General features: G+C 66.3%; 24 protein-coding genes and 3 tRNA genes. 12 read left to right on the top strand and 15 right to left on the bottom strand.

Features of this window, described 5'->3' with window-relative positions; translation table 11 throughout:
* The first annotated feature begins 401 nt into the window (after nucleotides 1–401).
* Nucleotides 402–740, top strand: coding sequence for a hypothetical protein (locus tag K6V06_RS01655; RefSeq protein WP_222239822.1), 339 nt, complete (start codon nucleotides 402–404; stop codon nucleotides 738–740).
* A 15-nt stretch (nucleotides 741–755) separates the two neighbouring features.
* Here K6V06_RS01655 and K6V06_RS01650 read toward each other — a convergent pair whose 3' ends face one another.
* Complete coding sequence (locus tag K6V06_RS01650; protein ID WP_222239821.1) at nucleotides 756–2,372, bottom strand: DUF342 domain-containing protein; 1,617 nt, start codon at nucleotides 2,370–2,372, stop codon at nucleotides 756–758.
* Nucleotides 2,373–2,752: 380 nt separating this feature from the next.
* Here K6V06_RS01650 and K6V06_RS01645 point away from each other — a divergent pair, with 380 nt between their 5' ends.
* Nucleotides 2,753–3,583 carry an SAM-dependent methyltransferase gene (locus tag K6V06_RS01645; RefSeq protein ID WP_222239820.1) on the top strand — a complete coding sequence of 277 codons (831 nt, stop codon included), beginning with the start codon at nucleotides 2,753–2,755 and terminating at the stop codon, nucleotides 3,581–3,583.
* A 33-nt stretch (nucleotides 3,584–3,616) separates the two neighbouring features.
* On the opposite strand, the gene K6V06_RS01640 is transcribed toward K6V06_RS01645, so the two are convergent.
* The 4 genes from K6V06_RS01640 to K6V06_RS01625 form a co-directional block, all read right to left on the bottom strand.
* Nucleotides 3,617–4,198 (bottom strand): DUF1415 domain-containing protein, encoded by a 582-nt coding sequence (locus K6V06_RS01640; protein ID WP_222239819.1) that lies wholly within the window; start codon nucleotides 4,196–4,198, stop codon nucleotides 3,617–3,619.
* 4 nt (nucleotides 4,199–4,202) lie between these two features.
* Nucleotides 4,203–5,834: an NAD(P)/FAD-dependent oxidoreductase gene (locus K6V06_RS01635; RefSeq protein WP_222239818.1), complete on the bottom strand. Its 1,632-nt coding sequence runs from the start codon at nucleotides 5,832–5,834 to the stop codon at nucleotides 4,203–4,205.
* A 102-nt stretch (nucleotides 5,835–5,936) separates the two neighbouring features.
* On the bottom strand, nucleotides 5,937–6,932 hold the full coding sequence (locus K6V06_RS01630) for a threo-3-hydroxy-L-aspartate ammonia-lyase (protein WP_222239817.1): 996 nt from the start codon (nucleotides 6,930–6,932) through the stop codon (nucleotides 5,937–5,939).
* Between the two features lie 110 nt (nucleotides 6,933–7,042).
* Nucleotides 7,043–7,537, bottom strand: coding sequence for a hypothetical protein (locus K6V06_RS01625; RefSeq protein WP_222239816.1), 495 nt, complete (start codon nucleotides 7,535–7,537; stop codon nucleotides 7,043–7,045).
* Nucleotides 7,538–7,865: 328 nt separating this feature from the next.
* Between K6V06_RS01625 and K6V06_RS01620 the strand changes: the two genes are divergently transcribed.
* A complete protein-coding gene (locus K6V06_RS01620) occupies nucleotides 7,866–9,338 on the top strand; it encodes a GGDEF domain-containing protein (RefSeq protein WP_222239815.1) in 1,473 nt (490 codons plus the stop codon).
* A gap of 70 nt (nucleotides 9,339–9,408) precedes the next feature.
* Here K6V06_RS01620 and lpxO read toward each other — a convergent pair whose 3' ends face one another.
* Nucleotides 9,409–10,311, bottom strand: coding sequence for a lipid A hydroxylase LpxO (gene lpxO / locus K6V06_RS01615; protein ID WP_222239814.1), 903 nt, complete (start codon nucleotides 10,309–10,311; stop codon nucleotides 9,409–9,411).
* A 106-nt stretch (nucleotides 10,312–10,417) separates the two neighbouring features.
* Nucleotides 10,418–10,729: a hypothetical protein gene (locus K6V06_RS01610; protein WP_222239813.1), complete on the bottom strand. Its 312-nt coding sequence runs from the start codon at nucleotides 10,727–10,729 to the stop codon at nucleotides 10,418–10,420.
* 399 nt (nucleotides 10,730–11,128) lie between these two features.
* On the opposite strand from K6V06_RS01610, the gene K6V06_RS01605 reads away from it, so the two are divergent.
* Nucleotides 11,129–11,422 carry a hypothetical protein gene (locus K6V06_RS01605; RefSeq protein ID WP_222239812.1) on the top strand — a complete coding sequence of 98 codons (294 nt, stop codon included), beginning with the start codon at nucleotides 11,129–11,131 and terminating at the stop codon, nucleotides 11,420–11,422.
* Nucleotides 11,423–11,529: 107 nt separating this feature from the next.
* On the top strand, nucleotides 11,530–11,820 hold the full coding sequence (locus tag K6V06_RS01600) for a hypothetical protein (protein ID WP_222239975.1): 291 nt from the start codon (nucleotides 11,530–11,532) through the stop codon (nucleotides 11,818–11,820).
* Nucleotides 11,821–12,031: 211 nt separating this feature from the next.
* Here the strand turns inward: K6V06_RS01600 and K6V06_RS01595 are convergent.
* The 3 genes from K6V06_RS01595 to K6V06_RS01585 form a co-directional block, all read right to left on the bottom strand.
* Nucleotides 12,032–12,108 (bottom strand) — tRNA-Met (locus tag K6V06_RS01595).
* 103 nt (nucleotides 12,109–12,211) lie between these two features.
* On the bottom strand, nucleotides 12,212–12,475 hold the full coding sequence (locus K6V06_RS01590) for a hypothetical protein (RefSeq protein WP_222239811.1): 264 nt from the start codon (nucleotides 12,473–12,475) through the stop codon (nucleotides 12,212–12,214).
* A gap of 186 nt (nucleotides 12,476–12,661) precedes the next feature.
* Nucleotides 12,662–12,738 (bottom strand) — tRNA-Arg (locus K6V06_RS01585).
* 163 nt (nucleotides 12,739–12,901) lie between these two features.
* Here K6V06_RS01585 and greB point away from each other — a divergent pair.
* A complete protein-coding gene (greB, locus tag K6V06_RS01580; protein WP_222239810.1) occupies nucleotides 12,902–13,471 on the top strand; it encodes a transcription elongation factor GreB in 570 nt (189 codons plus the stop codon).
* A 76-nt stretch (nucleotides 13,472–13,547) separates the two neighbouring features.
* On the opposite strand, the gene K6V06_RS01575 is transcribed toward greB, so the two are convergent.
* The 4 genes from K6V06_RS01575 to K6V06_RS01560 all read right to left on the bottom strand — a co-directional run bounded on the left by K6V06_RS01575 (nucleotide 13,548) and on the right by K6V06_RS01560 (nucleotide 17,966).
* Nucleotides 13,548–15,983 carry a bifunctional (p)ppGpp synthetase/guanosine-3',5'-bis(diphosphate) 3'-pyrophosphohydrolase gene (locus K6V06_RS01575; protein WP_222239809.1) on the bottom strand — a complete coding sequence of 812 codons (2,436 nt, stop codon included), beginning with the start codon at nucleotides 15,981–15,983 and terminating at the stop codon, nucleotides 13,548–13,550.
* 107 nt (nucleotides 15,984–16,090) lie between these two features.
* Nucleotides 16,091–16,294: a DNA-directed RNA polymerase subunit omega gene (gene rpoZ / locus K6V06_RS01570; protein ID WP_006578656.1), complete on the bottom strand. Its 204-nt coding sequence runs from the start codon at nucleotides 16,292–16,294 to the stop codon at nucleotides 16,091–16,093.
* An 80-nt stretch (nucleotides 16,295–16,374) separates the two neighbouring features.
* Nucleotides 16,375–17,025 carry a guanylate kinase gene (gmk, locus tag K6V06_RS01565; RefSeq protein ID WP_222239808.1) on the bottom strand — a complete coding sequence of 217 codons (651 nt, stop codon included), beginning with the start codon at nucleotides 17,023–17,025 and terminating at the stop codon, nucleotides 16,375–16,377.
* A gap of 5 nt (nucleotides 17,026–17,030) precedes the next feature.
* The gene (locus tag K6V06_RS01560; protein ID WP_222239807.1) at nucleotides 17,031–17,966 is read right to left on the bottom strand and encodes a YicC/YloC family endoribonuclease; all 936 of its coding nucleotides are present in this window, start codon (nucleotides 17,964–17,966) and stop codon (nucleotides 17,031–17,033) included.
* A 214-nt stretch (nucleotides 17,967–18,180) separates the two neighbouring features.
* Between K6V06_RS01560 and rph the strand changes: the two genes are divergently transcribed.
* Genes rph through hemW form a run of 3 tightly spaced genes read left to right on the top strand, consistent with a single transcriptional unit; the run spans nucleotide 18,181 to nucleotide 20,827 of the window.
* Nucleotides 18,181–18,900, top strand: coding sequence for a ribonuclease PH (gene rph, locus K6V06_RS01555; protein WP_222239806.1), 720 nt, complete (start codon nucleotides 18,181–18,183; stop codon nucleotides 18,898–18,900).
* An 11-nt stretch (nucleotides 18,901–18,911) separates the two neighbouring features.
* Complete coding sequence (gene rdgB / locus K6V06_RS01550; protein ID WP_222239805.1) at nucleotides 18,912–19,577, top strand: RdgB/HAM1 family non-canonical purine NTP pyrophosphatase; 666 nt, start codon at nucleotides 18,912–18,914, stop codon at nucleotides 19,575–19,577.
* Nucleotides 19,577–20,827: a radical SAM family heme chaperone HemW gene (gene hemW / locus K6V06_RS01545; protein ID WP_222239804.1), complete on the top strand. Its 1,251-nt coding sequence runs from the start codon at nucleotides 19,577–19,579 to the stop codon at nucleotides 20,825–20,827. The genes rdgB and hemW overlap by 1 nt, the downstream gene beginning before the upstream one ends.
* Before the next feature lie 490 nt (nucleotides 20,828–21,317).
* Here the strand turns inward: hemW and K6V06_RS01540 are convergent, their stop codons facing one another.
* Complete coding sequence (locus K6V06_RS01540; protein ID WP_222239803.1) at nucleotides 21,318–21,815, bottom strand: glycine zipper 2TM domain-containing protein; 498 nt, start codon at nucleotides 21,813–21,815, stop codon at nucleotides 21,318–21,320.
* A 241-nt stretch (nucleotides 21,816–22,056) separates the two neighbouring features.
* Between K6V06_RS01540 and K6V06_RS01535 the strand changes: the two genes are divergently transcribed.
* From K6V06_RS01535 to kdgD, 3 genes are all read left to right on the top strand, one after another.
* Nucleotides 22,057–22,146 (top strand) — tRNA-Ser (locus tag K6V06_RS01535).
* Nucleotides 22,147–22,292: 146 nt separating this feature from the next.
* Complete coding sequence (locus K6V06_RS01530; RefSeq protein ID WP_222239802.1) at nucleotides 22,293–23,036, top strand: FadR/GntR family transcriptional regulator; 744 nt, start codon at nucleotides 22,293–22,295, stop codon at nucleotides 23,034–23,036.
* A gap of 254 nt (nucleotides 23,037–23,290) precedes the next feature.
* Nucleotides 23,291–24,211 carry a 5-dehydro-4-deoxyglucarate dehydratase gene (kdgD, locus tag K6V06_RS01525; protein ID WP_222239801.1) on the top strand — a complete coding sequence of 307 codons (921 nt, stop codon included), beginning with the start codon at nucleotides 23,291–23,293 and terminating at the stop codon, nucleotides 24,209–24,211.
* The last annotated feature ends 109 nt before the right edge of the window (nucleotides 24,212–24,320 follow it).

The following is a 24,320-nucleotide window of genomic DNA, read 5'->3' as shown; positions in this document are numbered from 1 at the left end:
TGCGGGGCACGGGCGCACAGGCGCCGGGGTGCCACAACAGCGCGGCGCGGCGCGCCAGAGGGTCGAATGGGAAATGAGGTCGGTAGTGGCTCGCTCCGTGGTCGCAGATTGCACGTCGTACAGACTGCAAGCTGGACATTGAGCGGGTAGCGCGTTGCCGGTTTGCTGGCGGCACGGGTAGCGTGCCGCCCGGGTGATCGTTCGACGGTGTGGCTCGGCTAACGGCCGCAACCGGGGAGGCTGTAGGCCTGCCGCAATCGAAATTTGATCCCGGTCAATTCGGGTGCTTCGTGCGCCGCAAATTGGCGCGGCGATGCTGCCGCGTTTCGGATTTTGCGCATATCGGCAGGTCGTAGCCCTGCGTACCCTTGGTGGACGCGTAACGGATCAAGGAGACCGAGATGCAACTGTGCCCCGTCCACGTCTTGACCGGCGGTCGTGTCAGCCAGCCCGAACCATGCGAGGAGGCGCGGCGCCTGCGGGCCATCGTCGAGCAGGCCCTGCGGCAGGCCGAAGGCGGGCCTGATGGCTGGGTCACCTTGCAGGTGGCGCACCTGCGCCTGATGGATGGCTGGGGCCTGACCATCGAGGGGCAGCGCCTGCACGACTATTTCGACCTGGGGTCGATCGACGACGTCGAACCGGACTATCCGGTGACGCAGGAAGAGGCGCGGCTGCTGATCGCCGCGCTGGCGGGCGTGCAGCGTTGCCCAGCGCCATCCCGGATGGAACGGCGCTGAACCCGCACGCGGGGGCTAGCCTTGCACCACGCCGATGCCGTCGCCCACGAGGCGCAGTTCCGCGCCCGGCATGTCCTCCATCACCTTCATGGTCTTCTGCCCGATGGTGATGCTGACTCCGCCGTAGAGCCGCTTGCCGGCCACGACCGCCGCATCCGGACGCGGCTGCAGTTCCTCGACCAGCTTGGCGAGCCGCTTGTCGATGTCCAGCAGATCCTGCGAGTTCTTGAACACCGTCGCGCGGACCTTCTCGCGCAGCTCGGCATTGGCGCGCTCCGGATTCTTGGTGATGAAGGCGATCACCTGCTGCACCTTGGCCTGCTCGTCCTGCTTGCGCTGGCGCTCGGCTTCGAGTTCCGCCTTCTCGGCGTCCGAATAGGGGTTCAGCCCGACATGCACGACGGTGGGGGTGCCGGCGGGCGCGCCCAGCGCGCCCGTGCGCACCGCTTCCCATGCGCGCAGCCGGCCGCCGACGATGCTGCCGGCGCCCGTGGCCGGGTCGCCGGCCTGGATCACCTCGCCAGCCGCAACGTCGCTCAGGCGAATGCCGCTTTCCACGACCACGGAGCCGCCGGCTTCGACGGCCGCGCTTTCGATGAATCGCGCCTGCACCGAGCCCTTGCACTGCACCCGCGCGACGACATTGGGATCGTGCGGCCCGTCGGCCTTGCCGATGATGCCGCCGCTGACCATCACGTTGCCGCCGCACTCGACATGCGCGGCCTCGATGGTGCCGCTGACGATCACGTCGCCCGCCACCTTGACCGTCATGCCGGTGCGGATGTCCCCGCTGACGCGCAGCGTGCCATCGAAGACGATATTGCCCGAGTGCATGTCGACGGCGTCGACGTTCACCACCTGGTTGACGCTGACCCCGCGCATCCGTACCGACGGCAGCCCGGCAACGGCGGCGATCAGCAGATTCGGGTCCTGCGGGTCGGTGGCAACGCCGGTCAGCTTGTCGGCGAACGGCGTGTCGGCCGCCTCGGGCGCGGGCAGCACCCGCCCGTACACATCCTGCCCGGCAGTGCCCGATACCGCCGGGATCCGGCGCATCAGCGGCGTGCCGGGCTGCACCAGCAGCAGGTTGCCCAGGTCGCGCAGATCAATCCGCGCGTGCTCGTCGGCTTCGTCGCGCCGCTTGTCGAGCAGGTTGATGAATTTCGCCGGGATGCCGGCAAGTGGCGGCGTGCCGATCACGATGGGCAGATCGTGGCAGCGCCCGATGCGGAAGGCGCGCTCCAGCGCCGATTCATCGACCGGCAGCTTGATGCCGCGCGAGGCGAGCGCGGTGCGGACATCGAGCGGCGTGACCGGCCGCCCTGCCTGGGGCGGATGCAGCGTCAGCCGAACGGCAAGGTCATCGCGGTCGACCTCCAGCTCGAAGAAGCCGTCCACCGCCTCGCCGATGACGGTATCGACCGGCCCTTCGGCCCGGTGACAGGCCAGCAGAAAGGCGCCGATCCCCTTCTCGTCCAGCCGCGCCTTGTCCCAGCCCATTTCCTCCAGCAGGGACGTCAGCGCCGATCGATCGGGCGGCGGCACGTCGTCGTCGGGCGCATAGTGTGCCCGCAAGACGTTGTCCGGCTGTTCCAGCGTGATCCTCAACCGCGCAGCTGCCTGGTTTTCCATCGCTCCCCCTGGCCGTGATTGTTCGCTTCCTGTATGGCGCCGCCGGCCGGCATGCCGCCTTTCCGTCACCTACGGCAGATTCCGGCCGAACTTAAGGACTTTTTTACGGCACGGCCGGCCAACGGGCGAAATTAGCACAAGGCGCCCGATTTTGTGGTGTTATAGGCACATAGAGTGGCAGACAACGACCCGATTTGTCTGTTGGGCGCCACACAAACGGGGGTTGTCCCGGATCCGGCATGAGAGATCGCACGCCTCATCGGAGGGAACCGCGGAACCGGCGGCGGGACGCTCGTTCCGATAAAATGTCGCCCTTCGCCGCGTGCCGGCCCTTTGCACTTCGCAAGTCGCGCCGGTCCCGCCACACACCATCGCCTCACATGTCCGCCACCCACGAAATCCGCCCGGGCCAGTCCATCGAGCTGCTGAAGGAACTGCATATCCTGACGCGCGACGGCAAGATGAACCAGGACAGCCGGCGCAAGCTCAAGCAGGTCTACCACCTGTATCAGTTCATCGAGCCCTTGCTGAAGGAGCTGAAGCAGGACCATGCCGACGTGACCGTGGTCGACCATGGCGCCGGCAAGTCGTATCTCGGCTTCATCCTCTACGACCTGTTCTTCAAGGCGTTGCAGGACCAGTCCCACATCTACGGCATCGAAACGCGCGAGGAGCTGGTGCGTAGCTCCGAGGCGCTGGCCGAGCGGCTTGGCTTTGCCCGCGGCATGTCCTTCCTGAACCTGTCGGTGGCGGAGTCGATCGAGTCGGACCGGCTGCCGAAGACCGTCGACATGGTGACCGCGCTGCATGCATGCAATACCGCGACGGACGATGCGATCCGCTTTGCGCTGAGCCGGCGGGCGCGCTTCATCGTCGTGGTGCCATGTTGCCAGGCAGAGGTCGCCGCCGTCTTGCGCAAGAACAAATCGCGCGCGCTTGCCAATCCGCTGACCGAGATCTGGCGCCATCCGCTGCATACCCGCGAGTTCGGCAGCCAGGTCACCAATGTGCTGCGCTGCCTGCAGCTGGAGGCACACGGGTATCAGGTCACGGTGACCGAACTGGTGGGCTGGGAACACTCGATGAAGAACGAGCTGATCATCGCGCAGTACAAGGATCTGCCGCGGCGGCGGCCCGCCGAACGGCTGGCCGAGGTGCTCGATTCCCTGGGGCTGGAGGAGATGCGCGAGCGCTTCTTCACGCCCGCATGAGCGCCGCCCGTTGAAATAGTGCTGACGGCGGCTTCACGCCTCGCCGTCGCCCTCCATCCAGCGGCGCCAGCCCTGGTGGCCAAGCTCGCGCAGGGTCCGCTCGTTGCGCCCGTAGATGTCCTCGGCGTCGGGGAAGGCCTCGACGGCGCGCGCGATGCTGTCTTCCCGCAGCAGATGCAGGATCGGATAAGGGGAGCGGTTGGAGTAATTCTCGATATCGTCCGCCCCGCTGCCCTCGAAGCGATAGTGCGGATGGAAGCTGGCGATCTGCAGCACGCCTTCCAGCCGCAAGCCGCGCAATACCTGCTCGGCCAGATACAGGAAGTCGTTGTACTCGTCGAAATCGCCCAGCATGCGGGGCACGATCAGCAGGGTGGTATCGATCGCGGCCGGATCGGCGGCCGCCAGCGCCGTCAGTTCGTCCTCGACGTCGCGCAGAAGGGCCTCGACGTCGTGCGCGTCGCTGACGGCATAGCGCACCTGCTCCTTGACGTGCACGGCCTTGGCGAACGGGCAGAGGTTCAATCCGATTACCGCGCGGGCCAGCCAATGGCGCGTCGCCGCGACGATCGCATCGCGGTCCGCAGCCGGCACGGTGGTGTCCTGCAACGGCATGACCTCAGGCGGCGGCCTTGCCGAGCCGGTTGACGATGTCCAGCGCCACCGCTTCGGCCACTTCGATCCCGTCGATCGCGGCCGAATAGATGCCGCCGGCATAGCCCGCGCCCTCTCCCGCCGGATACAGGCCCGCGACGTTGACGCTCTGATAGTCGGCGCCACGCTCGATGCGCAACGGCGACGAGGTGCGCGTTTCCACCCCCGTCAGCACGGCATCATCCATGGCAAAGCCGGAAATCTGCCGCTCGAACATCGGCAGCGCTTCGCGGATCGCCTCGATGACATAGTCCGGCAGCGCCGTGCTCAGATCGGTCGGCGTGACCCCCGGCTTGTAGGACGGCTCGACCGAACCCAGCCCGGTCGAGGGTCGGCGCGCCAGGAAGTCGCCCACCAGTTGCGCAGGCGCCCGGTAATCGCGCCCGCCCAGTTCGAAGGCGCGCTCCTCCCAGTGCCGCTGGAAGGCGATGCCGGCCAGCGGGCCGCCCGGATAGTCGGCCGGCGTGATGCCCACGACGATGCCGGCATTGGCGTTGCGCTCGGCCCGCTTGTACTGGCTCATGCCATTGGTGACCACGCGCCCCGGTTCAGAGGCGGCCGCCACCACCGTACCGCCCGGACACATGCAGAAGCTGTAGACCGAACGGCCGTTGCTGCAGTGATGCACGATCTTGTAATCGGCGGCGCCCAGCAGCTTGTTGCCGGCGAACTTGCCGAAGCGGCTGCGGTTGATCAGACCCTGCGGATGTTCGATGCGAAAGCCCAGCGAGAACGGCTTGGCCTCCATGAAGACGCCGCGGCGGTGCAGCATCTCGAAGGTGTCGCGCGCGCTATGGCCGACCGCCAGGATCACCTGCTCGCACGGCAGGTAGTCGCCGGTGGACAGCTTCAACCCGCGCACGCGGCCCTGGTCGATGTCGATGTCGTCCACCCGCGTGTCGAACCGGACCTCTCCGCCCAGCGCGAAAATCTCGGCGCGGATCTTCTCGACCATGCTGACCAGCCGGAAGGTGCCGATATGCGGACGCGCCTTGAACAGGATGTCCTCGGGGGCGCCGGCCTTGACGAACTCTTCCAGTACCTTGCGGCCGTAGTGCTTCGGATCCTTGATCTGGCTGTACAGCTTGCCGTCCGAAAAGGTGCCCGCCCCGCCCTCGCCGAACTGCACGTTCGACTCGGGATTCAGCACGCTCTTGCGCCACAGCCCGAAGGTGTCGACGGTCCGTTCGCGCACCGCCTTGCCCCGCTCGACAATGATGGGACGAAAGCCCATCTGCGCCAGGATCAGCCCGGCCAGCAGGCCACACGGTCCCATGCCGATCACCACCGGCCGTGGAGCGTTCCCGCCAGCCGGAGCCCGTGCGACGAAGCGGTAGGCCATGTCCGGCGTGATGCTCCAGTTCGGCTTGCCGGCCACGCGCTTGCGCGCCCCCTCCTCGTCGCGCACCTCGATATCGACGATATAGGTCAGCTTGATGTCGGAGCGCCGGCGGGCGTCATGCGCGCGCCGGAACACCTTGAAGCCCACCAGTTCGGCGGCCTTGACGCCGGCCTCGGCAAGGCGGCCGCGCACGGCGGCCTCCAGGTCGCTGTCGGTATGGTCGAGGGGAAGCTTCAGTTCACTAAGGCGCAGCATGAGCAGTCAGAGTTACAGCGGCCGGGCGGGTCATCCGCCGGCCGGACCGCAATTCTAAAGCCTTTCCCGCCAGCCAGCCGGCGGCGCTGCAGGGGGGGCAGCTCAGTCGCCGGCAAGCAGCCTGGCGAAGCGGTCCAGATCGACATTGCCGCCTGACAGGATCACGCCGACGCGCTTGCCACGCAGTGACTCGCCGGCGGCGAAGGCGGCCGCGGCGCCCAGGCACCCGGTCGGCTCGACCACCATCTTCATGCGGCTGGCGAAAAAACGCATCGCGTCCACCAACTGAGCGTCGGTGACCGTGACGATGTCGTGCACCAGATGCTGCAGCACCGGAAAGGTCAATCGCCCCAGATGCTGGGTCTGCGCGCCGTCGGCGATGGTCTGCGGCGTGGGGATCTGCACGATGTGACCTGCGCGAACGCTCTGCTGGCCGTCATTGCCCGCTTCCGGTTCGACGCCGACGATCCGGCAGCCGGGGTGCATGGCCCGCGCGGTCACGGCGGTGCCCGACAACAGTCCGCCGCCGCCCAGCGGGACGAACAGCACGTCGAGCGGGCCCACCTGCTCGAACAGCTCCTTGGCGGCGGTGCCCTGCCCGGCCATCACGTCGGGATGATCGAATGGCGGAATCAGCGTCAGGCCCTGGTCGCGCGCCAGCCCTTCGGAGATCGCCTGCCGATCCTCGCGATAGCGGTCGTAGAGCACGACCTCGGCGCCGTAGCCACGGGTGGCGGCAATTTTGGTCTGCGGCGCGTCCGAGGGCATGACGATGACGGCGCGTGTGCCGAACAGCCGGGCCGCCAGCGCAATCGCCTGGGCATGATTGCCCGAGGAGAATGCCACCACGCCGGCGGCGCGCTGGCGCTCGCTCAGCCGCGCGATGGCATTGTAGCCACCGCGGAACTTGAAGGCGCCCATGCGCTGCTGGTTCTCGCACTTGAAGAAGATGCGCGCGCCGGTCTCGCCATCGGCCGTGGCGGAGGTCAGCACCGGCGTGGTATGGGCGACCCCTCGCAGGCGTGCATGCGCCTGCTCGACATCCGCAAACGAGATCGCCAGCGATGCGGCGGGCGTCGGCGAGGCAGCCAGGGTCATGACGAGCACTCCTGTTCGATGATGGACCTTGCTGTCGCACAAGTGCTGCCGGGTCCAAGGCGTGGCGAAGACGGGGGCGAACACGAGCACGAAGACGGGCACGGCGGCGCTTACCGCCTGCGATGCCGTATCAGCCACCCCCAACAGCGCACCAGTATGCGCGCAAACGCGACCAGAGGGAAATGTGGCCGCCTTCGATGCAGCGTGACATCGAGATGCACATGGGCGCGCAGGATATAGCGTCCGTCGGCGGGCAATACCAGCAGGCCGTCCGCGCCTACCCGCTGTGTCGGCCAGTACACGGTTTCGGCCATCCAGCAAGGCGGACCGACCAGTTCCAGGCATCCCTGCGTGACGTGAAGCAGGCTGCCGGCGGTGGCGTGAATCTGCTGGGACGCCCCGGCCCGCAGCCGGTAACGCTGGCTATCCGTTCCGGCACCGCTCACGCGAGCCTCGCGGGATGGCCGGTCTGCCGGCAAGCGCGCCGGGCGGCGGACCGAGATCGCGCCGCGCGGCCGGGGCGACACACGGAGGTGAGCGCGGGCGCGCACGCGGTGGTGGGACCGCAGTCGGGCAATCAGTGGTGGCGCTTGGTGGATTGGCATCGGGATTTCCTCGTTCAGCGGGTTGCGGGACGCCGGTCCGGAAAGCGAACCCGGCCGGTCAAACCAGCAAAACAGAAAGCGGAAATCGGCACTGTTGCGTTACGGCGGATACTTTTCAGTCTTCATTGCGAACGTGTTGTCGGGCCCGGTCTGCCAGGAGGATGGGCCGCTACGCCGTACCCCCCATGCCGGGGGTGCAGCTCCCTCCCCATCCTGCCCCGCTTGCCCTATCCTACGGCCTTCGCGCGAACGGCCCATTGGGCCGCCGCCTCCCGGTCACCTGTCCGTGCCGGCCACCGCGCGCTGCTCACTCATGGAGAACGCCTTGATGGCCGACAGCATTTCCTCGACAGTCGACGACGATCAGAACCTGTTCGATCTCGCCCCGGTTTCGCTCTGGCTGGAGGATTACAGCGGCGTGCGGCGCCATCTGGAGGCGCTGCGCGCGTCCGGCGTCCAGGACCTGCGCGCCTATCTGCTGGCCAACCCCGGCGAGGTCGAGCACTGCTCGTCCCTGATCCGGCTGATCAAGGTCAATCGCCGCACCCTGCAGCTGTTCGCCGCGGCGGATCTGGACGATCTGGTCGCCAATCTCGATACGGTGTTCCGGGACGACATGTTCGAGCAGCACGTCGAGGAACTGGTCCAGCTGTGGGAGGGCCAGGGCGGCTTCTCCGGCCAGGGCGTCAACTACTCGCTGGACGGGGCCCGGCTCGATATCCTGGTGGCCGCCCGCGTGCTGCCCGGACATGAGGACAGCTGGGATCGGGTGCTGGTATCGATCGAAGACATCACCCAGCGCCAGCGCGCCGAGCGCGAGTTGCGCCAGAGCCGCCAGTATGCGGTCGGCCTCTTCGAGCATTCGCCGGTGTCGCTGTGGGTCGAGGACTTCAGCTCGGTCAAGGTCCTCCTCGACGAAGTCCGGGAAGCCGGTATTACCGACTTCCGCACCTTCCTGAACGTGCACCCCGACTTTATCTCCCGCTGCATGCAGGAAATCCGCGTCATCGACGTCAATCAGCAGACCCTGCTGATGTTCAGCGCGCCCTCCAAGCAGGTGCTGCTGACGCGGCTGGCGGAGGTCTTTCGCGACGACATGCGGTCGCACTTCGCCGAACAGCTGGTCGATCTGTGGAACGAGAAATTGTGGCAGCAGCGCGAGGTGGTCAATTACGCGCTGGATGGCCGCCCTGTCGATGTCTTCATGCAATGGTCGGTCTTCCCGGGCCATGAGGCCGATTGGGACCAGGTGCTGGTGTCGTTGACGGATATCACGGCGCGCAAGAAGGCCGAAGCCTATGTCGAATTCCTGGGCAAGCACGATGTGCTGACCAAGCTGCACAACCGCGCCTACTACGAGGACGAGCTGGCGCGGCTGTCACGCAAGGGGCCGTGGCCGGTCAGCGTCATCGCGGTCGACCTGAACGGCCTGAAGCAGATCAACGACCAGTTGGGGCACGGCGACGGCGACTCGCTGTTGCGCCGCGCTGGCGAAGCGCTGAAAAAGGCGGTCGGGGACGGCTTCTGTATCGCCCGGGTGGGAGGCGACGAATTCATGGTGCTGCTGCCCGACCGGGACGAGCGCGCGACGGCGACGGTGATCGCGCAGATCGAACAGGTGGTCGAGCTGAACAATCAGTTCTATCCGGGTGCGCCGCTGAACTTCGCCCTCGGCGCGGCAACCTGCGCGCCGGGCGAGCGGCTCACCGACACGGTGAAGATCGCCGATGCCCGCATGTACGAGGCCAAGCGGGCGTATTACGAGAAGCTGCGGGGGGAACGGGACAGGCGCCAGGCCTGAGAAGGGGCTGCCGGGGCGCGGCCGGCAAGCACATCTTGCCGGCGCCCCGGCATCCAGGGCGCCGGTGGCGTCAGAGCAGCACGATCAGCGCGACGCCCGCGGCGATCAGGCCGAACTTGACGACGTAGTACAGCGGCCGGTTCCACGCCTTGAGCCGGCGGCGGTACTGTCCGCCCAGCCAGACAATGCGGAAGAGCCGGTTGATCATGCCGGTCTGGTCGCTTTCGTCGTTGGGCGAGCTGGCCGCCGTCATGACCTTGCGGCCCAGCCAGCGATTGACCTTGCCCGCCCAGCCGTAGCGCATGGGCCGCTCGATATCGCAGAACAGGATCAGCCGGTTCTGGTCGCTGCGGTTCTCTGCCCAGTGCAGATAGGTTTCATCGAACACGACGCCCTGACCATCGCGCCAGCTATGCCGTTCACCGTCGACCTCGATGAAACAGCGGTCGTCGTTGGGCGTGGCCAGACCCAGGTGGTAGCGCAACGAGCCGGCGAAGGGATCGCGGTGCGGATTGAGCTTGCCGCCTGGCGGCAGCTCGGCAAACATGGCCGCCTTGACGAAGGGCATCTCGCGCAGCAGCGCGACGGTGCGCGGGCACAACTGCTCGGCGGACGGATGGTGCGCCTCATACCACTTCAGATAGAAGCGCTTCCAGCCGTACTTGAAGAAGGAATTGAAGCCGGCGTCGTCGTTCTTCTCCGCGGCCTTGATCTTGCGCATGGCGGCCAGCGCCAGGCCCTCGTCGCGGATCTCGGGCCATGCCGCGCGCAGCCGCTCCAGTTCCGGAAAGCGGTCAACCGGGATATAGGGAGTCCGCGGCACGCCGGAGAAGGCGTACATGAAGCAGTTGACCGGGGCGACCAGCGCCGAATGATCCAGCAATTGCCGCCAGATACGAAGGCGAACCTTGCCGCGAAAGTGCACATACAGTATCGCGCCCAGATAGGCCGCGACGATTATCCACTTCACCACCTTGCCTCTCCTTCAACTGCCACGCGCGGGCGACAGACTGGCAGGCCGCGCCGAAGAAATGGGAAAGGCAGTAGTTTAGCGAAATGGGCTCCGACGTGCTCGCCGATCAGCGTCCGCGGCGCGACTGACGCGAGATTCTATCGATCAGCTTGCGGGCCTCGTCGGGCGCCCCCTGCACGGCCAGCAGCCTGGCGTTGAGCACCATGTTCTCGAGCACCAGCTTGGCGGTCGATGCCCACATGGTTGCCAGCACCGCGTCGGCACTCATGCCGGCCGCCTCCATTTCGCGGGAGCGCTCGGCCAGCAGCCGGCACACGATCGCGCGCAGCTTGCGATCGTCGAACGGCAGGTTCGCATAGTCGATCGGATCTTCCTTTTCGACGGCCTCCATCAGCTGCATCAGCATGTCTTCGGTCATCGCTCCTCCTCGCAGGCGGTAATTCGCTAGACGCTATTCGCGCACAGCAGGCGCGGCCCGCTGCTGACTTCACGCTAATGGATGGCCGCGAGCAGTGTCAATTGCAGACCGCCGCGGCTGATTGTCGGAGGAGACTGACAAAGGCCCGCGATCGTGCTTGGCGCCCGCACGCGGGCAAGACCCCGGGACGATGCCGGGTTGGCAAGGGATTTCACAACCGCGTCGCGCAAAACGACGTATGCTGTCACCCAGGAAGGGTTGTCTTTCCCGCGCGCGATCCCCCGCGATGTGGCAAAAGGCACGGCGAAGGGAAGCGATGGTCAAAAGTCGTTGCGCCGCGAACGAAGCCCCGCCCCACCGGTCATAGCCATCAACTCGACAACGTGGAGAGCGAATCGTATGACACAGCGTTTGTTGTCAGCCATGCGGCAGTATGCGTGGTTCAAGGGGGTGAAGCACCATCTCGTGCAAGGGGTCGAGGCCCTGGCCACCCTGCTCAAGTCCCCGTCGGTCGCCGCGCGCGCGGTGGCGGCGATCATCGCGGAAACCGAACACGGCGTGCAGGTGTGGGTGTCCTATTTTGGCAAGCCGATGGATCCGCATACCAACTACGTGCTCTGGCCCACGCGGGCGTTGAAACCGGCACGACGGCGGGCCGCATTGCCGGCTCCAGACCGGCGAAGGCCCTCCTGAGCATGGGCGAAGCCCGCTTGCTGTAGGCCAGGTGCCGACAGCAGCGGCCGCGGGCGGCACACTAGAATGGACTCCACCTCGACACCCCGAAGGAGTTCGGAATGGATCTGCCAGAGCCGGTACATGACGAAGCGCTGGTCAACCTGTATCTCGACCGGATCAGCGCCCTGTCGGTCAGCGCCTTCGACGGCGCCGACGTTACCGACGAGCTCAGCCAGGTAATGACAGAGGCGGTCAGCGAGTGCGATGCCTCGAAGACCGTGCCGGCGGGCAACAACCTGCAGGTGCTGGTGTCTCGTCTGCGCGACCTGGCCAACGCAGCGGACCAGGAAGGCCAGACCGCGGTGCGCGACACATTCGAACAGGCACTGGCGCTTGCCGGCGGCTCGGCCGGCTGAATGCAACCGACGCGCGCAACGTAGATCGGCCGCGGAAGACTCCGCGGCATCGACAATTTTCGGAAATACTGGAACGGGATGGCACGCGTGGCTGGCTGCCCTGCGTGCGGCGAAGAAGTTCGCCGTGCGTCTTGCCGCATGTCCGGGCATGCGCGCTGCGATCATCACCCGGAGATGGGAATCGAGCGCTCCCTGCCGGACAGGGAGTATTTGGTTGCGGGGGCAGGATTTGAACCTGCGACCTTCGGGTTATGAGCCCGACGAGCTGCCAGACTGCTCCACCCCGCGTCTGGAAGAATGAGATTATGCCGCGGTCGCACGGGAAAAGCAAGCTCAATTTACATCACGTCGTGATGCAAGCGATCCGGCGAACGTGCGCGGGTCCGATGCCTCACGGCGCTTCCGTGCCGAGCATGCGATCGACCTGGGCATAACCGGCGGCAAACGCCGCGACCTCGGCAGCGTGACGCGTCGGAAAGGACTGCTCGCCACTGGTCAGCATCTCGATATCGCCGGCGTCCGCTGCGTCCATGCCTTCCTGCGCGATGCGCACCTCCCAGACCCAACGCTGCCCCGCCCCGTCGTCGGCCGTGCTCACCCGCACATGGACGTCCAGGTCGCGATACACCTCGACACGCCAATCGTCGCCTTGCATTGCGCCTCCTTGCCTGATGGGATTGCAATAGCAGCATAGCGACCAGGCGCACGTTGACGCCATCCGCCTCGCGCTGACATGGGGAACGGCGGCAATCGCGCTGGCAGAAAAGAAAACGCCCCGGCAGCGTTGGCTTGCCGGGGCGTTGCACGTACTTCGTACTGTCTTCTTTTACTGCTTTATAGGTGGCGCGGCTGGCAGGATTCGAACCCACGACCCCTTGGTTCGTAGCCAAGTACTCTATCCAACTGAGCTACAGCCGCACGCGAGAAAGAGATTATAACCGGATTTCGGATTTTGGGAAGCCCCCTTTACGATTTTTCTCGTCGGGCGCATCGCAACCCTCCAAACCGCGGTGCGCGATGCAACGGCTCGCTTGCGGCGCGGTCTTTCTATAATGTCAGCCTCGATGTCACCATCCCTATCATGAGCAAGGCCTTTGTCAAGGAATCCTCGGACGACGAGGATGACGATCTGCCGGAAGGCGCTACCCCGCTTCCCGCCGGCACCAAGAACTACATTACCGCCGAGGGCTACCAGCGGCTGCGCGGCGAACTGATGCACCTGATCGATGTCGAGCGGCCCGAGGTGGTGCAGATCGTGTCGTGGGCGGCGTCCAATGGCGATCGCTCGGAGAACGGCGATTATCTGTACGGCAAGAAGCGGCTGCGGGAGATCGATCGCCGCATCCGCTTCCTGACCCGCCGGCTGGACAAGGCGGAGGTCGTCGACGCCTCGCTGCAGGGTGACAACGACCAGATCTTCTTCGGCGCGACGGTCACCTATGCCAGTCAGGACGGCACGGAGAACACCATCACCATCGTCGGCATGGACGAGGTCGACCTGGACGCCAACAAGGTGAGCTGGATCTCGCCGATCGCCAAGGCGCTGATCAAGGCCCGCGAAGGAGACACGGTACCGCTGCGCACGCCGAACGGCGTCGAGCAGATCGACATCCTCGAGGTCCGCTACCCCAAACCCGCGGCGCAGGGATAATGGCACGACGAAGGCCGCTGCGAAGGCGGCCGCAAGGGCGTACGCAAAGGCGGCTGCCAAAGGCCCTGGCGGCGGACTAGCTGTCGTTGCGGTCGCGGAAGATGCGGATCACGTCGGGATTGCGGCGCAGCGCCCGCATGACGTTGGCCAGGTGCAGACGGTCGTGCACCTGCAGGATGAACTGCATGTAGGTCGCCTCCTGGCGGCCGTTGTTGTCCTGATGCTCCATGGCGACGTGCGCCACGTTGGCGTCGGCGGCGGTCAGGTCGGCCGCCACGCGGGCGACGATGCCCTTGACGTTGCGCACCAGCACCTTGATCGACGCATCGAAGGCGCGCGTGGTCTTGTTGGCCCACATCACCTCGATCCAGTGCTCCGGATCCTTGCTGTGCAGCCGCTTGGCGACCTTGCAGTCCTGCACGTGGATCTGCAGGCCCTCGCCCTTGCCGAGATAGCCGACGATGGAATCGCCGGGAATCGGCCGGCAGCAGGGCGAGAAGATCATCGCCATCCCCTCGTCGCCGGTGACCGCCACCGCGGGCGCGTCTTCACCCGAGAAGGTCTGCACCGCCGCCATCAGCGCGCTGTCCAGATCGCCGGACAGTTCCTGCAGCAGGATCTCCATGCGCTTGGCGAGCACGGCCGGAACACGGCGGCCCAGCGCCAGGTCGGCGAAGATATCGTCGCGCTGCTTGTTGCCGGTCCACTGGATCATCCGATCCCAGATGGCCTGCGGCACCGCCTTCAGATCGATGCCGAGCTGGCGTGCGGCCTGATCCAGCAGCCGCTCGCCCAGCTGGATCGCCTCGTCGAGGCGGGTGGTCTTCAGGTAGTGGCGAATCGCCGCGCGCGCCTTGCCGGTGCGCACGAACGACAGCCACGCCGGATTCGGCTTCGAATACGGCGCGGTGACCACCTCGACGATATCGCCGCTCTTCAGTTCGGTGCGCAGCGGCAGCAGCTCGTTGTTGATCTTGACGGCCACGCACTGGTTGCCCAGGTCGCTGTGCACCGCGTAGGCGAAGTCCAGCGCGGTGGCGCCGCGCGGCAAGGCGCGGATATGGCCCTTGGGGGTGAAGACGTAGACCGCGTCGGGGAACAGGTCGATCTTGACGTGTTCGAGGAATTCCTGTGAATCGCCGGACTGGCTCTGGATGTCGAGCAGCGACTGCAGCCACTGGTGGGCCTGCTGCTGGATATCGTTGATCTGGTCGGCGTGATGCTTGTACATCCAGTGCGCCGCGACGCCGGCTTCGGCGATCTGGTGCATCTCCCGGGTGCGGATCTGGAACTCCACCGGCGTGCCGAACGGGCCCACCAGCGTGGTGTGCAGGGACTGGTAACCGTTGATCTTGGGGATCGCGATGTAGTCCTTGAACTTGCCCGGCATCGGCTTGTACAGCGCATGCAGCGCGCCGAGCGCCATATAGCAGTGCATCTGCGTCTCGACCACGACGCGGAAGCCGTAGACGTCCAGCACCTGCGAGAACGACAGCTGCTTGTCGTGCATCTTGCGATAGATGCTGTACAGCGTCTTTTCGCGGCCGGACAGCTCCGCGACGATCCCCGCCTCCCCCAGCGCGGTCTGCGCCGCTTCCAGGATCCGCGTCACCACTTCACGCCGGTTGCCGCGCGCGGCGCGCACGGCCTTCTCCAGCGTGGCATAGCGGAACGGCGAGCCGACCTTGAAGGACAGCTCCTGCAGTTCCCGGTAGGTGGTGTTCAGGCCAAGCCGGTGGGCGATGGGCGCGTAGATCTCCATCGTCTCCAGCGCGATGCGCCGGCGCTTCTCCGCAGGAACGAAGTCCAGCGTGCGCATGTTGTGCGTGCGATCGGCCAGCTTGACCAGGATCACGCGCACGTCGCGCGCCATCGCCAGCAGCATCTTGCGGAAGCTCTCCGCCTGCGCCTGCTCGCGGCTCTGGAATTCGAGCTTGTCCAGCTTGGTCAGGCCATCGACCAGTTCGGCGACCTTGGGACCGAACTTCTCGGCCAGTTCGCTCTTGGTGATGCCCTGGTCCTCGATCACGTCATGCAGCAGCGCGGCCATGATCGATTGCGCGTCGAGCTTCCACTCGGCACACAGTTCGGCGACGGCAACGGGATGGGTGATGTAGGGTTCGCCGCTCTGGCGATACTGCCCCAGGTGGGCTTCGTCGGAGAACTGGAACGCCTCGCGGACGATGGCCTGGTCGGCGGGCTTCAGATAGCCCAGCTTCTCCATCAGCCCGGCGATGGAGATGACCTGTTGTCGGGGCGGGACGGCCGGCTGCGAGGTCGGCCCGAAGAAGTGCCGGTAGGTCTGCTCCAGCACCGCATCGATGAACAGCCCATCAGCGGCCGGCTCCCGGGCCGCGGCCGGGCGTGCCGGCGCCATGGCTGGCGCCATCGCGCGTTCGCCCACGACATCGTCGCCCATCGGATCGGGCAGGTTCGGCGCCCCGGTGCGGGCGGCACCGGGTGCATTGCCGGTACGCGGCAGCGTGGAGGTGGAACGGTTCGACGACGACATGATGGCGGCTGTGGGCTGCGACGATTAGCGTCCGACGGCAAGGCAGCAGCCCGGGACCAACAACCCTGGCGCTACAGCCGTGCGACAGAGACCGGGCCGCCAGCGCTTCAGGTCGGGACCTTCTTCAGCATCTCGATGCCGACCTGGCCCGAAGCGATCTCGCGCAGCGCCACCACGGTGGGCTTGTCCTTGGCCTCGACCTTGGGCGTGTGGCCCTGCACCAGTTGGCGAGCGCGGTAGGTCGCCGCCAGCGCGAGCTCGAAGCGATTCGGGATGTGTTTCAGACAGTCTTCGACGGTAATGCGCGCCATATCAATTCAACCTTGGAACAGAACCTATGCGGGTTGCCATTTTACCGCAGGTGCGGATCGCCCTGCGGCGGACGGCCGGATCAGTGGATGCCGAGCTCGATGAAGAGCTCCGCATGCCGTGCTTTCTGCGAGGAAAACCGCAGCCGCGTCGCGCTGATGACATTCTGCAGCTGCTGCAGCGCCTCGGCGAAGACCTCGTTGATGATCACGTAGTCGGACTCGGACGCATGCGCCATTTCGCTGCCGGCGGCGAGCAGCCGGCGCACGATCACGTTGGGCTCGTCCTGTCCGCGCTTGCGCAGGCGCTCCTCCAGCGCGGTCAGCGACGGCGGCAGGATGAAGATCTCGACAGCGTTGGAGAAACGCTCGTGCACCTGCTGCGCGCCCTGCCAGTCGATCTCCAGCAGCACGTCGTGACCGTGCATCATCTGCTGCTCGATCCACACGCGCGAGGTGGCGTAGTAGTTGCCGTGGACCTCGGCCCATTCGAGGAAGTCGCCCCGGTCGCGCGCTTCGCGGAAGGCATCGACCGTGGTGAAGTGATATTCGCGGCCGTCCTGCTCGCCCGGACGCGGGGCGCGCGTGGTGTGCGAGATGGACAGGCGGATGGACGGGTCCTGCGCCAGCAGCGCGTTGACCAGCGTCGATTTGCCGGCGCCGGAGGGGGCGACCACCATGAACAGATTGCCCGGATAGGCGGTATCGATGGCGGTATGGGTGGAGTCAGTCATTGCGGTTATTCGAGATTCTGGATCTGTTCGCGCATCTGCTCGATCAGCAGCTTCAATTCCATCGAGGCGTCGGCCAGTTCCTTGGCGGCGGCCTTGGAGCCCAGCGTGTTGGCCTCGCGATTCAGCTCCTGCATCATGAAGTCCAGGCGCTTGCCGACCTGGCCGCCCTTGTCGAGGATGCGGCGCGTCTCGTTCAGATGCGCTTCAAGCCGGGACAACTCTTCGGCGATGTCGATGCGGATGCCGTAGACGGTGGCTTCCTGGCGGATGCGCTCGCCGATTTCGTCGCGCGTCATCGAGGTCATGCCATTCGGCGCGACCAGGTTGAACGCTTCCTGCAGCCGCTCCGTCAGCTTCTGCTGGTGCGAGGCGATCAGTTCGGGCACCGCGGGCGCGAGCCGCTGCACGATCGCCAGCATCGCGTCGATGCGCTCGACCAGCGTGGCCTTCAGCGCCTGGCCTTCGCGGCCGCGCGCTTCCAGCAGCTGGGCCAGCGCGTCCCTTGCCGCGCCCATCACCGCCTCGCGCAGCGCGTCCTGCGACAGCTCGGGTTCGACCAGCACGCCCGGCCAGCGCAGGATCTCGCCCATGCGCAGCGAACCGGCCTGCTCGAAGGTGCGCGCCACCGTCACTTCCAGCGCGCGAATCTGTTCCAGCAAGCCGTCGTTCAGCGCGAGCGACGCGCCGGCGTTATCGACCCGCTGCAGGTTGATGCGGCACTCCAGCTTGCCGCGCGAGAGCTTGGCCATCAGCATTTCGCGCAGCGCCGGCTCGAACGCGCGGCACTCCTCCGGGGCGCGGAACAGCAGGTCGAGGAAGCGCGAATTCACCGTGCGGAACTCGACCGTCACGGCGGCCGTGCGGCCGGTCGGCGCGCCCTGCGCGTCGGTCAGCGGGGCCTGGCGCGTCGCCAGGCCGTAACCAGTCATGCTATGGATCATCGATTCGTCTCTTGATTTGGAGAATGGCGTAGCGGCACGGAAGGGGCACGGGCGACGAGACGGCGGGCGGCTGCCGTGCGGGTGAGCTGACCAAGCCTCGTATTGTAAAGAACTTGGCGGCCCAGGGTCGCGGCAATGCAGGGCCGGCCGGCAGCCGATACCTGCCGACGGTAGAATCCCGGCTATTCCTTCCAATACTATCCAAGAGATCTCAATGCGACCCAGTGGACGCGCGCCCGACGCGCTACGCCCGATTTCCCTGACCCGTCACTACACGCGCCATGCGGAAGGCTCTGTACTGTGCGCCTTCGGCGACACCAAGGTGCTGTGCACGGCCAGCGTTCTGACCAAGGTGCCCCCGCACAAGAAGGGTTCGGGGGAAGGCTGGGTCACGGCGGAGTACGGCATGCTGCCGCGCGCGACGCATACCCGTTCGGACCGCGAGGCCGCCCGGGGCAAGCAGACCGGGCGCACGCAGGAAATCCAGCGCCTGATCGGACGTGCACTGCGCTCCGTATTCGATCTCGCCGCGCTGGGCGAACATACCCTGCAGCTGGACTGCGACGTGCTGCAGGCCGACGGCGGTACGCGTACCGCCGCGATTACCGGCGCGTTCGTCGCCGCGCACGATGCGGTGTCGCTGATGCTGCGCGATGGACTGATCCCGGCCAGCCCCATCCGGGACTTCGTCGCCGCGGTATCGGTGGGCATGGTGGACGGCCAGCCGGTACTGGATCTGGACTATGCCGAAGACAGCGGTTGCGACACGGACATGAACGTGGTGATGACCGGCAGCGGCGGCTTCGTCGAGGTGCAGGGCACCGCCGAAGGCACGCCGTTCTCGCGCGCCCAGCTGGACGCCATGACGGCGCTGGCGGAACAGGGCATCGCGCGTCTGGTGCAACTGCAACGGCAGGCGCTGGGCCTGGCCTGAGGAGACTTGCGATGAACGAGCCGCAACGGCTGGTGCTCGCTTCCGGCAATGCCGGCAAGCTGCGCGAATTCGGCGCGATGCTGGCCCCGCTGGGCTTCGATGTGGTGCCGCAAGGCGCGCTGGGCATTCCAGATGCCGAGGAGCCGCACGTCACCTTCGTCGAGAACGCGCTGGCGAAGGCGCGGCACGCCAGCCGCCTGGCCGGCCTGCCGGCGCTGGCCGATGATTCCGGCATCTGTGTCGATTTCCTCGGTGGCGCACCCGGCGTCTATTCCGCGCGCTATGCACAGATGGCGGGGCTGGAAAAGAGCGACGCAGCGAACAACGCCTACCTGGTGTCCCAGCTGGCGGGGCAGACCAATCGCTCGGCTTTCTACTACTGCGTGCTGGTGCTGGTCCGTCACGCCGACGACCCCTGCCCCATCATCGCGGAAGGCCGCTGGCACGGCGAGGTTGCGGAGCAGGCGCGCGGCGAAGGCGGCTTCGGCTATGACGCCCACTTCCTGCTGCCGTCGCTGGGCATGACCGCGGCGCAGCTGAGCGCCGAAGAAAAGAACCGCATCAGCCATCGGGCACAGGCGCTGCGCGTGCTGTGCGATCGGCTGCGCGAGAGCGGCGGACTTGGCGGCGGCGCCGGCGGCGTGGCCGGCATTCACGCCGCGCAACCCGAATCGTGATGATCCCTATCGTGCCGGCCCCGGCTGCGGGGCCCAGCGCAGCGGCGAACCCGTCCGGCAAGGACAACGTCGGACTGTGGCTCAAGCCGGGCAAGATCGACCTGCCGGCTTCGCCGCCGCTGTCGCTGTATGTCCATGTGCCATGGTGCGTGCGCAAATGCCCGTACTGCGATTTCAACTCGCACGCCGCGCAGGACGGCGGCGCGATTCCCGAGACCGCCTATCTCGATGCGCTGCGTGCGGACCTGGAGCAATCGCTGCCGCTGGTCTGGGGCCGGCCCGTGCATACCGTCTTCATCGGCGGCGGCACGCCCAGCCTGCTGAGCGCGGCCGGGATGGACCGGCTGCTGTCGGATATCCGGGCACTGCTGCCGCTGGATGCGGACGCGGAAATCACCATGGAGGCCAACCCCGGCACCTTCGAGGCGGAGCGCTTCGCCAGCTATCGGGCCAGCGGCATCAACCGGCTGTCGATCGGCATCCAGAGCTTCAATGACACGCATCTGGCGGCGCTGGGACGCATTCACGGTGGGGACGAGGCGCATCGCGCGATCGAGATCGCGCTGCGCCACTTCGACAACGTCAACCTCGACCTGATGTATGCGCTGCCCGGACAGTCGCTGGCGCAATGCCAGCAGGACGTGGAGACCGCGCTGTCGTACGGGACCACGCATCTGTCGCTGTATCACCTGACGCTGGAACCGAACACGCTGTTCGCTCGCTTTCCGCCGGCACTGCCCGACGACGACACCGCGTACGAGATGCAGGACTGGATCGAGGCACGCACCGGCCAGGCCGGCTTCCGGCACTATGAAACCTCGGCCTATGCGCGGCCGCACCGAGAGGCGCGGCACAACCTGAACTACTGGCGCTTTGGCGATTACCTGGGTATCGGTGCCGGCGCCCACGGCAAGCTGTCGTTCCCGCATCGGGTGCTGCGCCAGATGCGCTACAAGCATCCGGCGACCTATATGGAAAAGGCGATGGCGGGCGATGCGGTGCAGGAGTCCCGCGATGTCGCCGCCGAGGATCTGCCGTTCGAGTTCATGCTCAATGCGCTGCGGCTGACCGATGGCGTGCCGGCCGGGCTGTTCCATGAGCACACCGGGTTGCCGCTGCATACCATCCGCAAGGAGCTGGCGCTGGCGACCGAAAAGGGGCTGCTGGATGCCGACCCGACCGTGATCCGGCCGACCGAGCTGGGTCGGCGCTTCCTGAACGATCTGCAGGAGATCTTCCTGCGGGGATGAGGCCTTCGACTGCTGGCAAAACGCCGTCGTCACCGCGAAAGCCGGGGACCCAGTGGCTCAAAGAAGACGCTGGATTCCCGCTTTCGCGGGAACGACGCGCGGGTGGCTCAGGCGCTGCCAGCAAAGGTCAACAAGGAACAGGCCGCCACAGACACGGCCCTGCACTGCTGCCCCCCGTCGTCCCCGCGAAAGCGGGGACCCAGTGGCTCATCGAAGACGCTGGATTCCCGCCTGCGCGGGAATGACGCGTGGGTGGTTCAAGCGCTGGCAGCGAAGGTCAACAAGGACCAGGCCGCCACAGACGCGGCCCTGCACTGCTGCACCCTGTCGTCCCCGCGAACGCGGGGACCCAGTGGCTCATCGAAGACGCTGGATTCCCGCTTTCGCGGGAACGACAGCGCGGGGGGTTCAAGCGCTGTCGGCAAAGGGAAAGAAGAACAGGCCGCGAGAGACGCGGCCTGTTTCCGTTGCTGCGATCGACGTCGATCCGTCAGATCGGCGTGGCCATGTCGTTGGCGACCTGCACTCGCATGCCGACACCCAGGTTGTTCACCTGGCGTTGCGTGACGGTTGCCATGCGGCCGTCATCCAGGCGGACGTGAACGCGATAGACGGTTTCCATGCCGCCGGTCGCGCGCTGCTCGATCTGGTTGCCGGCCACACCGCCAGCGACCGCACCGCCGATGGTCGCGATGGTCTGGCCGCGACCACCGCCGATCTGATGGCCGAGCAGACCGCCTGCCAGGCCGCCGATCACCGTGCCCAGCATGCCCGAGCTGGCGCCGCGTTGCTGCTGCACCGGTTCGATCGCTTCGACCCGGCCATAGAAGACGGAACCCGCCGGGGCCTGATAGGTGCCCGAGGCCTGCGTCTGGTATCCGGTATTGGCACCAGCGCCATAGCCATAACCGCCACCCGGCTGGGCACACCCTGCGGTGCCGATTGCGGCGGCCACCGTGACCGCGCCCAACATCAACTTGCCATTCATTGAAGGTTCTCCTGACTGAATGAGAAAGATGAGGACGCGAGCCGGCCGCGTCCTCTCTGAGCGCTAGGAGGCAGCGAAGGCGCGAAGGTTCCGCGAGGTCGGACGGACTCGGACACATTGCGGTAACCAAATGAAAGGGAGCGTAGAGTGCTCCACTTCCCGCAGCGTCGGAGCCTCCGGGTTACCGCGCCTTGCTATAATGCGCGGCCGGCGTTCAAGCCGGCTCCGCGACCAGCATGCGGGAGACGTGGCCGAGTGGTTTAAGGCAGCAGTCTTGAAAACTGCCGATGGGGTGACCCATCCGTGAGTTCGAATCTCACCGTCTCCGCCAATGCGCAAGGCCCATGTCGGCGCCTCCCTTCCCCGGTAGTTCCGCCCCGCCCGTCCGGGGGTCGGCCACCTCGTGTTATCCGTCGTCATACAACCTGTTAAGGGGTATAATCCGGCATTCCGGTCGCGGTTCCTATCCCACGCTCAATGAACGCCTCCACCACCGGCACGGCCACGCCTTTGCGCCGCCGCGGCCGCACGCTCGCCGAAGAAGCGGTCGCCAATCTGACGGAGAGCATCCGCCAAGGCAAGCTGCGGCCGGGCGACAAGCTGCCCACCGAGTCCGAGATCATGGCGGCGCTCGGCGTCAGCCGGACCGTGGTACGCGAAGCGTTGTCGCGCCTGCAGGCAAGCGGACTGGTGGAGACGCGGCACGGCATTGGCACCTTCGTGCTGACCCCGCCCGCGGCGGAGACGCCCTCGCCGTTCCGCATTGATCCGGCGGCGCTGGGTACCGCGATGGACGTGCTGGCGATGCTCGAGTTTCGCGTCAGCATCGAGGCGGAGGCCGCCGGACTGGCCGCGGCACGGCGCACTGCCCCGCAGCTCGAGGCGATTCGGCAGGCGCTGCAGGAGCTCAAGCGCGGCGCGGCGACGGGCGAAGACTCGGTCGGCTCCGACCTGGCCTTTCACCTCGCGATCGCCCGCGCTACCGGCAACCATTATTTCAGCGAGATCCTTGGCCATCTGGGTGCCGCGGTAATTCCGCGTGCCCGGCTGCACGTCACCCCGGCGGAACGGCAGCAGTATCTGGAACGGGTCAATTTCGAGCACGACAGCATTTTCGATGCGATCGAGCGCAGCGATCCCGACGCCGCCAAGGCGGCCATGCGCATGCACTTGACCAACAGCCGCGAGCGCTTGCGCAAGGCGTCTTCGGCCGCTGCCTGAAACGCCTGCTGCTTGCCGCCCCCTGGGCGCAATCGGTCTTTCCTATAGTGGTGCGGTACCCATCGGAGCTGACGTGCCGCTGCCCGCGCAATCTCCCCTCGAAAAACCCGGCAACCCAGCGTTTACCCTGCCCAAAAACGGGGACATGGCTAGTTGTATGATGTCATATCTTCCCGTACCATTGCGTCAAGCCTGTTCCAACAGCCTGTGACTCGCGCCCCGACCTGGCCGGCGCCCTTCTTCTGGAAACCATCATGTCCATGAACCCGCAAGACCTCAAGCAGATCGTCAGCTCCGGCCTGTTGTCGTTCCCGGTCACCGATTTCGACGCGCAAGGCAACTTCAACGCCAAGTCCTATGCCGCGCGTCTGGAGTGGCTGGCCCCCTATGGCGCCAATGCACTGTTTGCCGCAGGCGGTACCGGCGAGTTCTTCTCGATCGAGCCGAACGAATACAGCGACATCATCCGCACCGCCGTGGAAACCTGCCGCGGCAAGGTACCGATCATTGCCGGCGCCGGCGGCCCGACCCGCGTGGCGATCGCCTATGCGCAGGAAGCCGAGCGTCAAGGCGCGCATGGCATCCTGCTGCTGCCTCACTACCTGACCGAAGCCAGCCAGGACGGCATTGCCGCCCACGTGGAAGCGGTCTGCAAGTCGGTGTCCTTCGGCGTGATCGTCTACAACCGCGGCAATTCGCGCCTGAGCGCGGCGCATCTGGAGCGCCTGGCCGACCGTTGCCCGAACCTGATCGGCTACAAGGACGGGCTGGGTGACATCGAGCTGATGGTGTCGATCCGCCGCCGCCTGGGCGACCGCTTCTCGTACCTGGGTGGCCTGCCGACCGCGGAAGTCTATGCGGCCGCCTACCGCGCGCTGGGCGTGCCGGTGTACTCGTCGGCGGTGTTCAACTTCATCCCGAAGACGGCGATGGACTTCTACCGCGCCATCGCCGCGCAGGATCACGACACGGTCGGCAAGTTGATCGATACGTTCTTCCTGCCGTATCTGGAAATCCGCAACCGCAAGCAGGGCTACGCGGTGAGCATCATCAAGGCCGGCGCGCGTCTGGTCGGCCACGACGCGGGTCCGGTCCGTCCGCCGCTGACGGACCTGACCGAGGAAGAGTGCGAGATGCTGGCCGCGTTGATCAAGAAGGTGGGTGGCGGGCAGTAAGGGGGTTCTCCGGGGGGCATGCGCTCGCTGGCCCTCTCCCCCAGCCTCTCTCCCACAAGTGGGAGAGGGGAGCAAAACCAGGGCGATTCGAACGCTACCGGTTTTCTCC

The organism is Cupriavidus sp. AU9028 (assembly GCF_019795295.1).
Classification (GTDB): domain Bacteria; phylum Pseudomonadota; class Gammaproteobacteria; order Burkholderiales; family Burkholderiaceae; genus Cupriavidus.
This window is presented reverse-complemented; position numbering and strand designations above follow the sequence as displayed.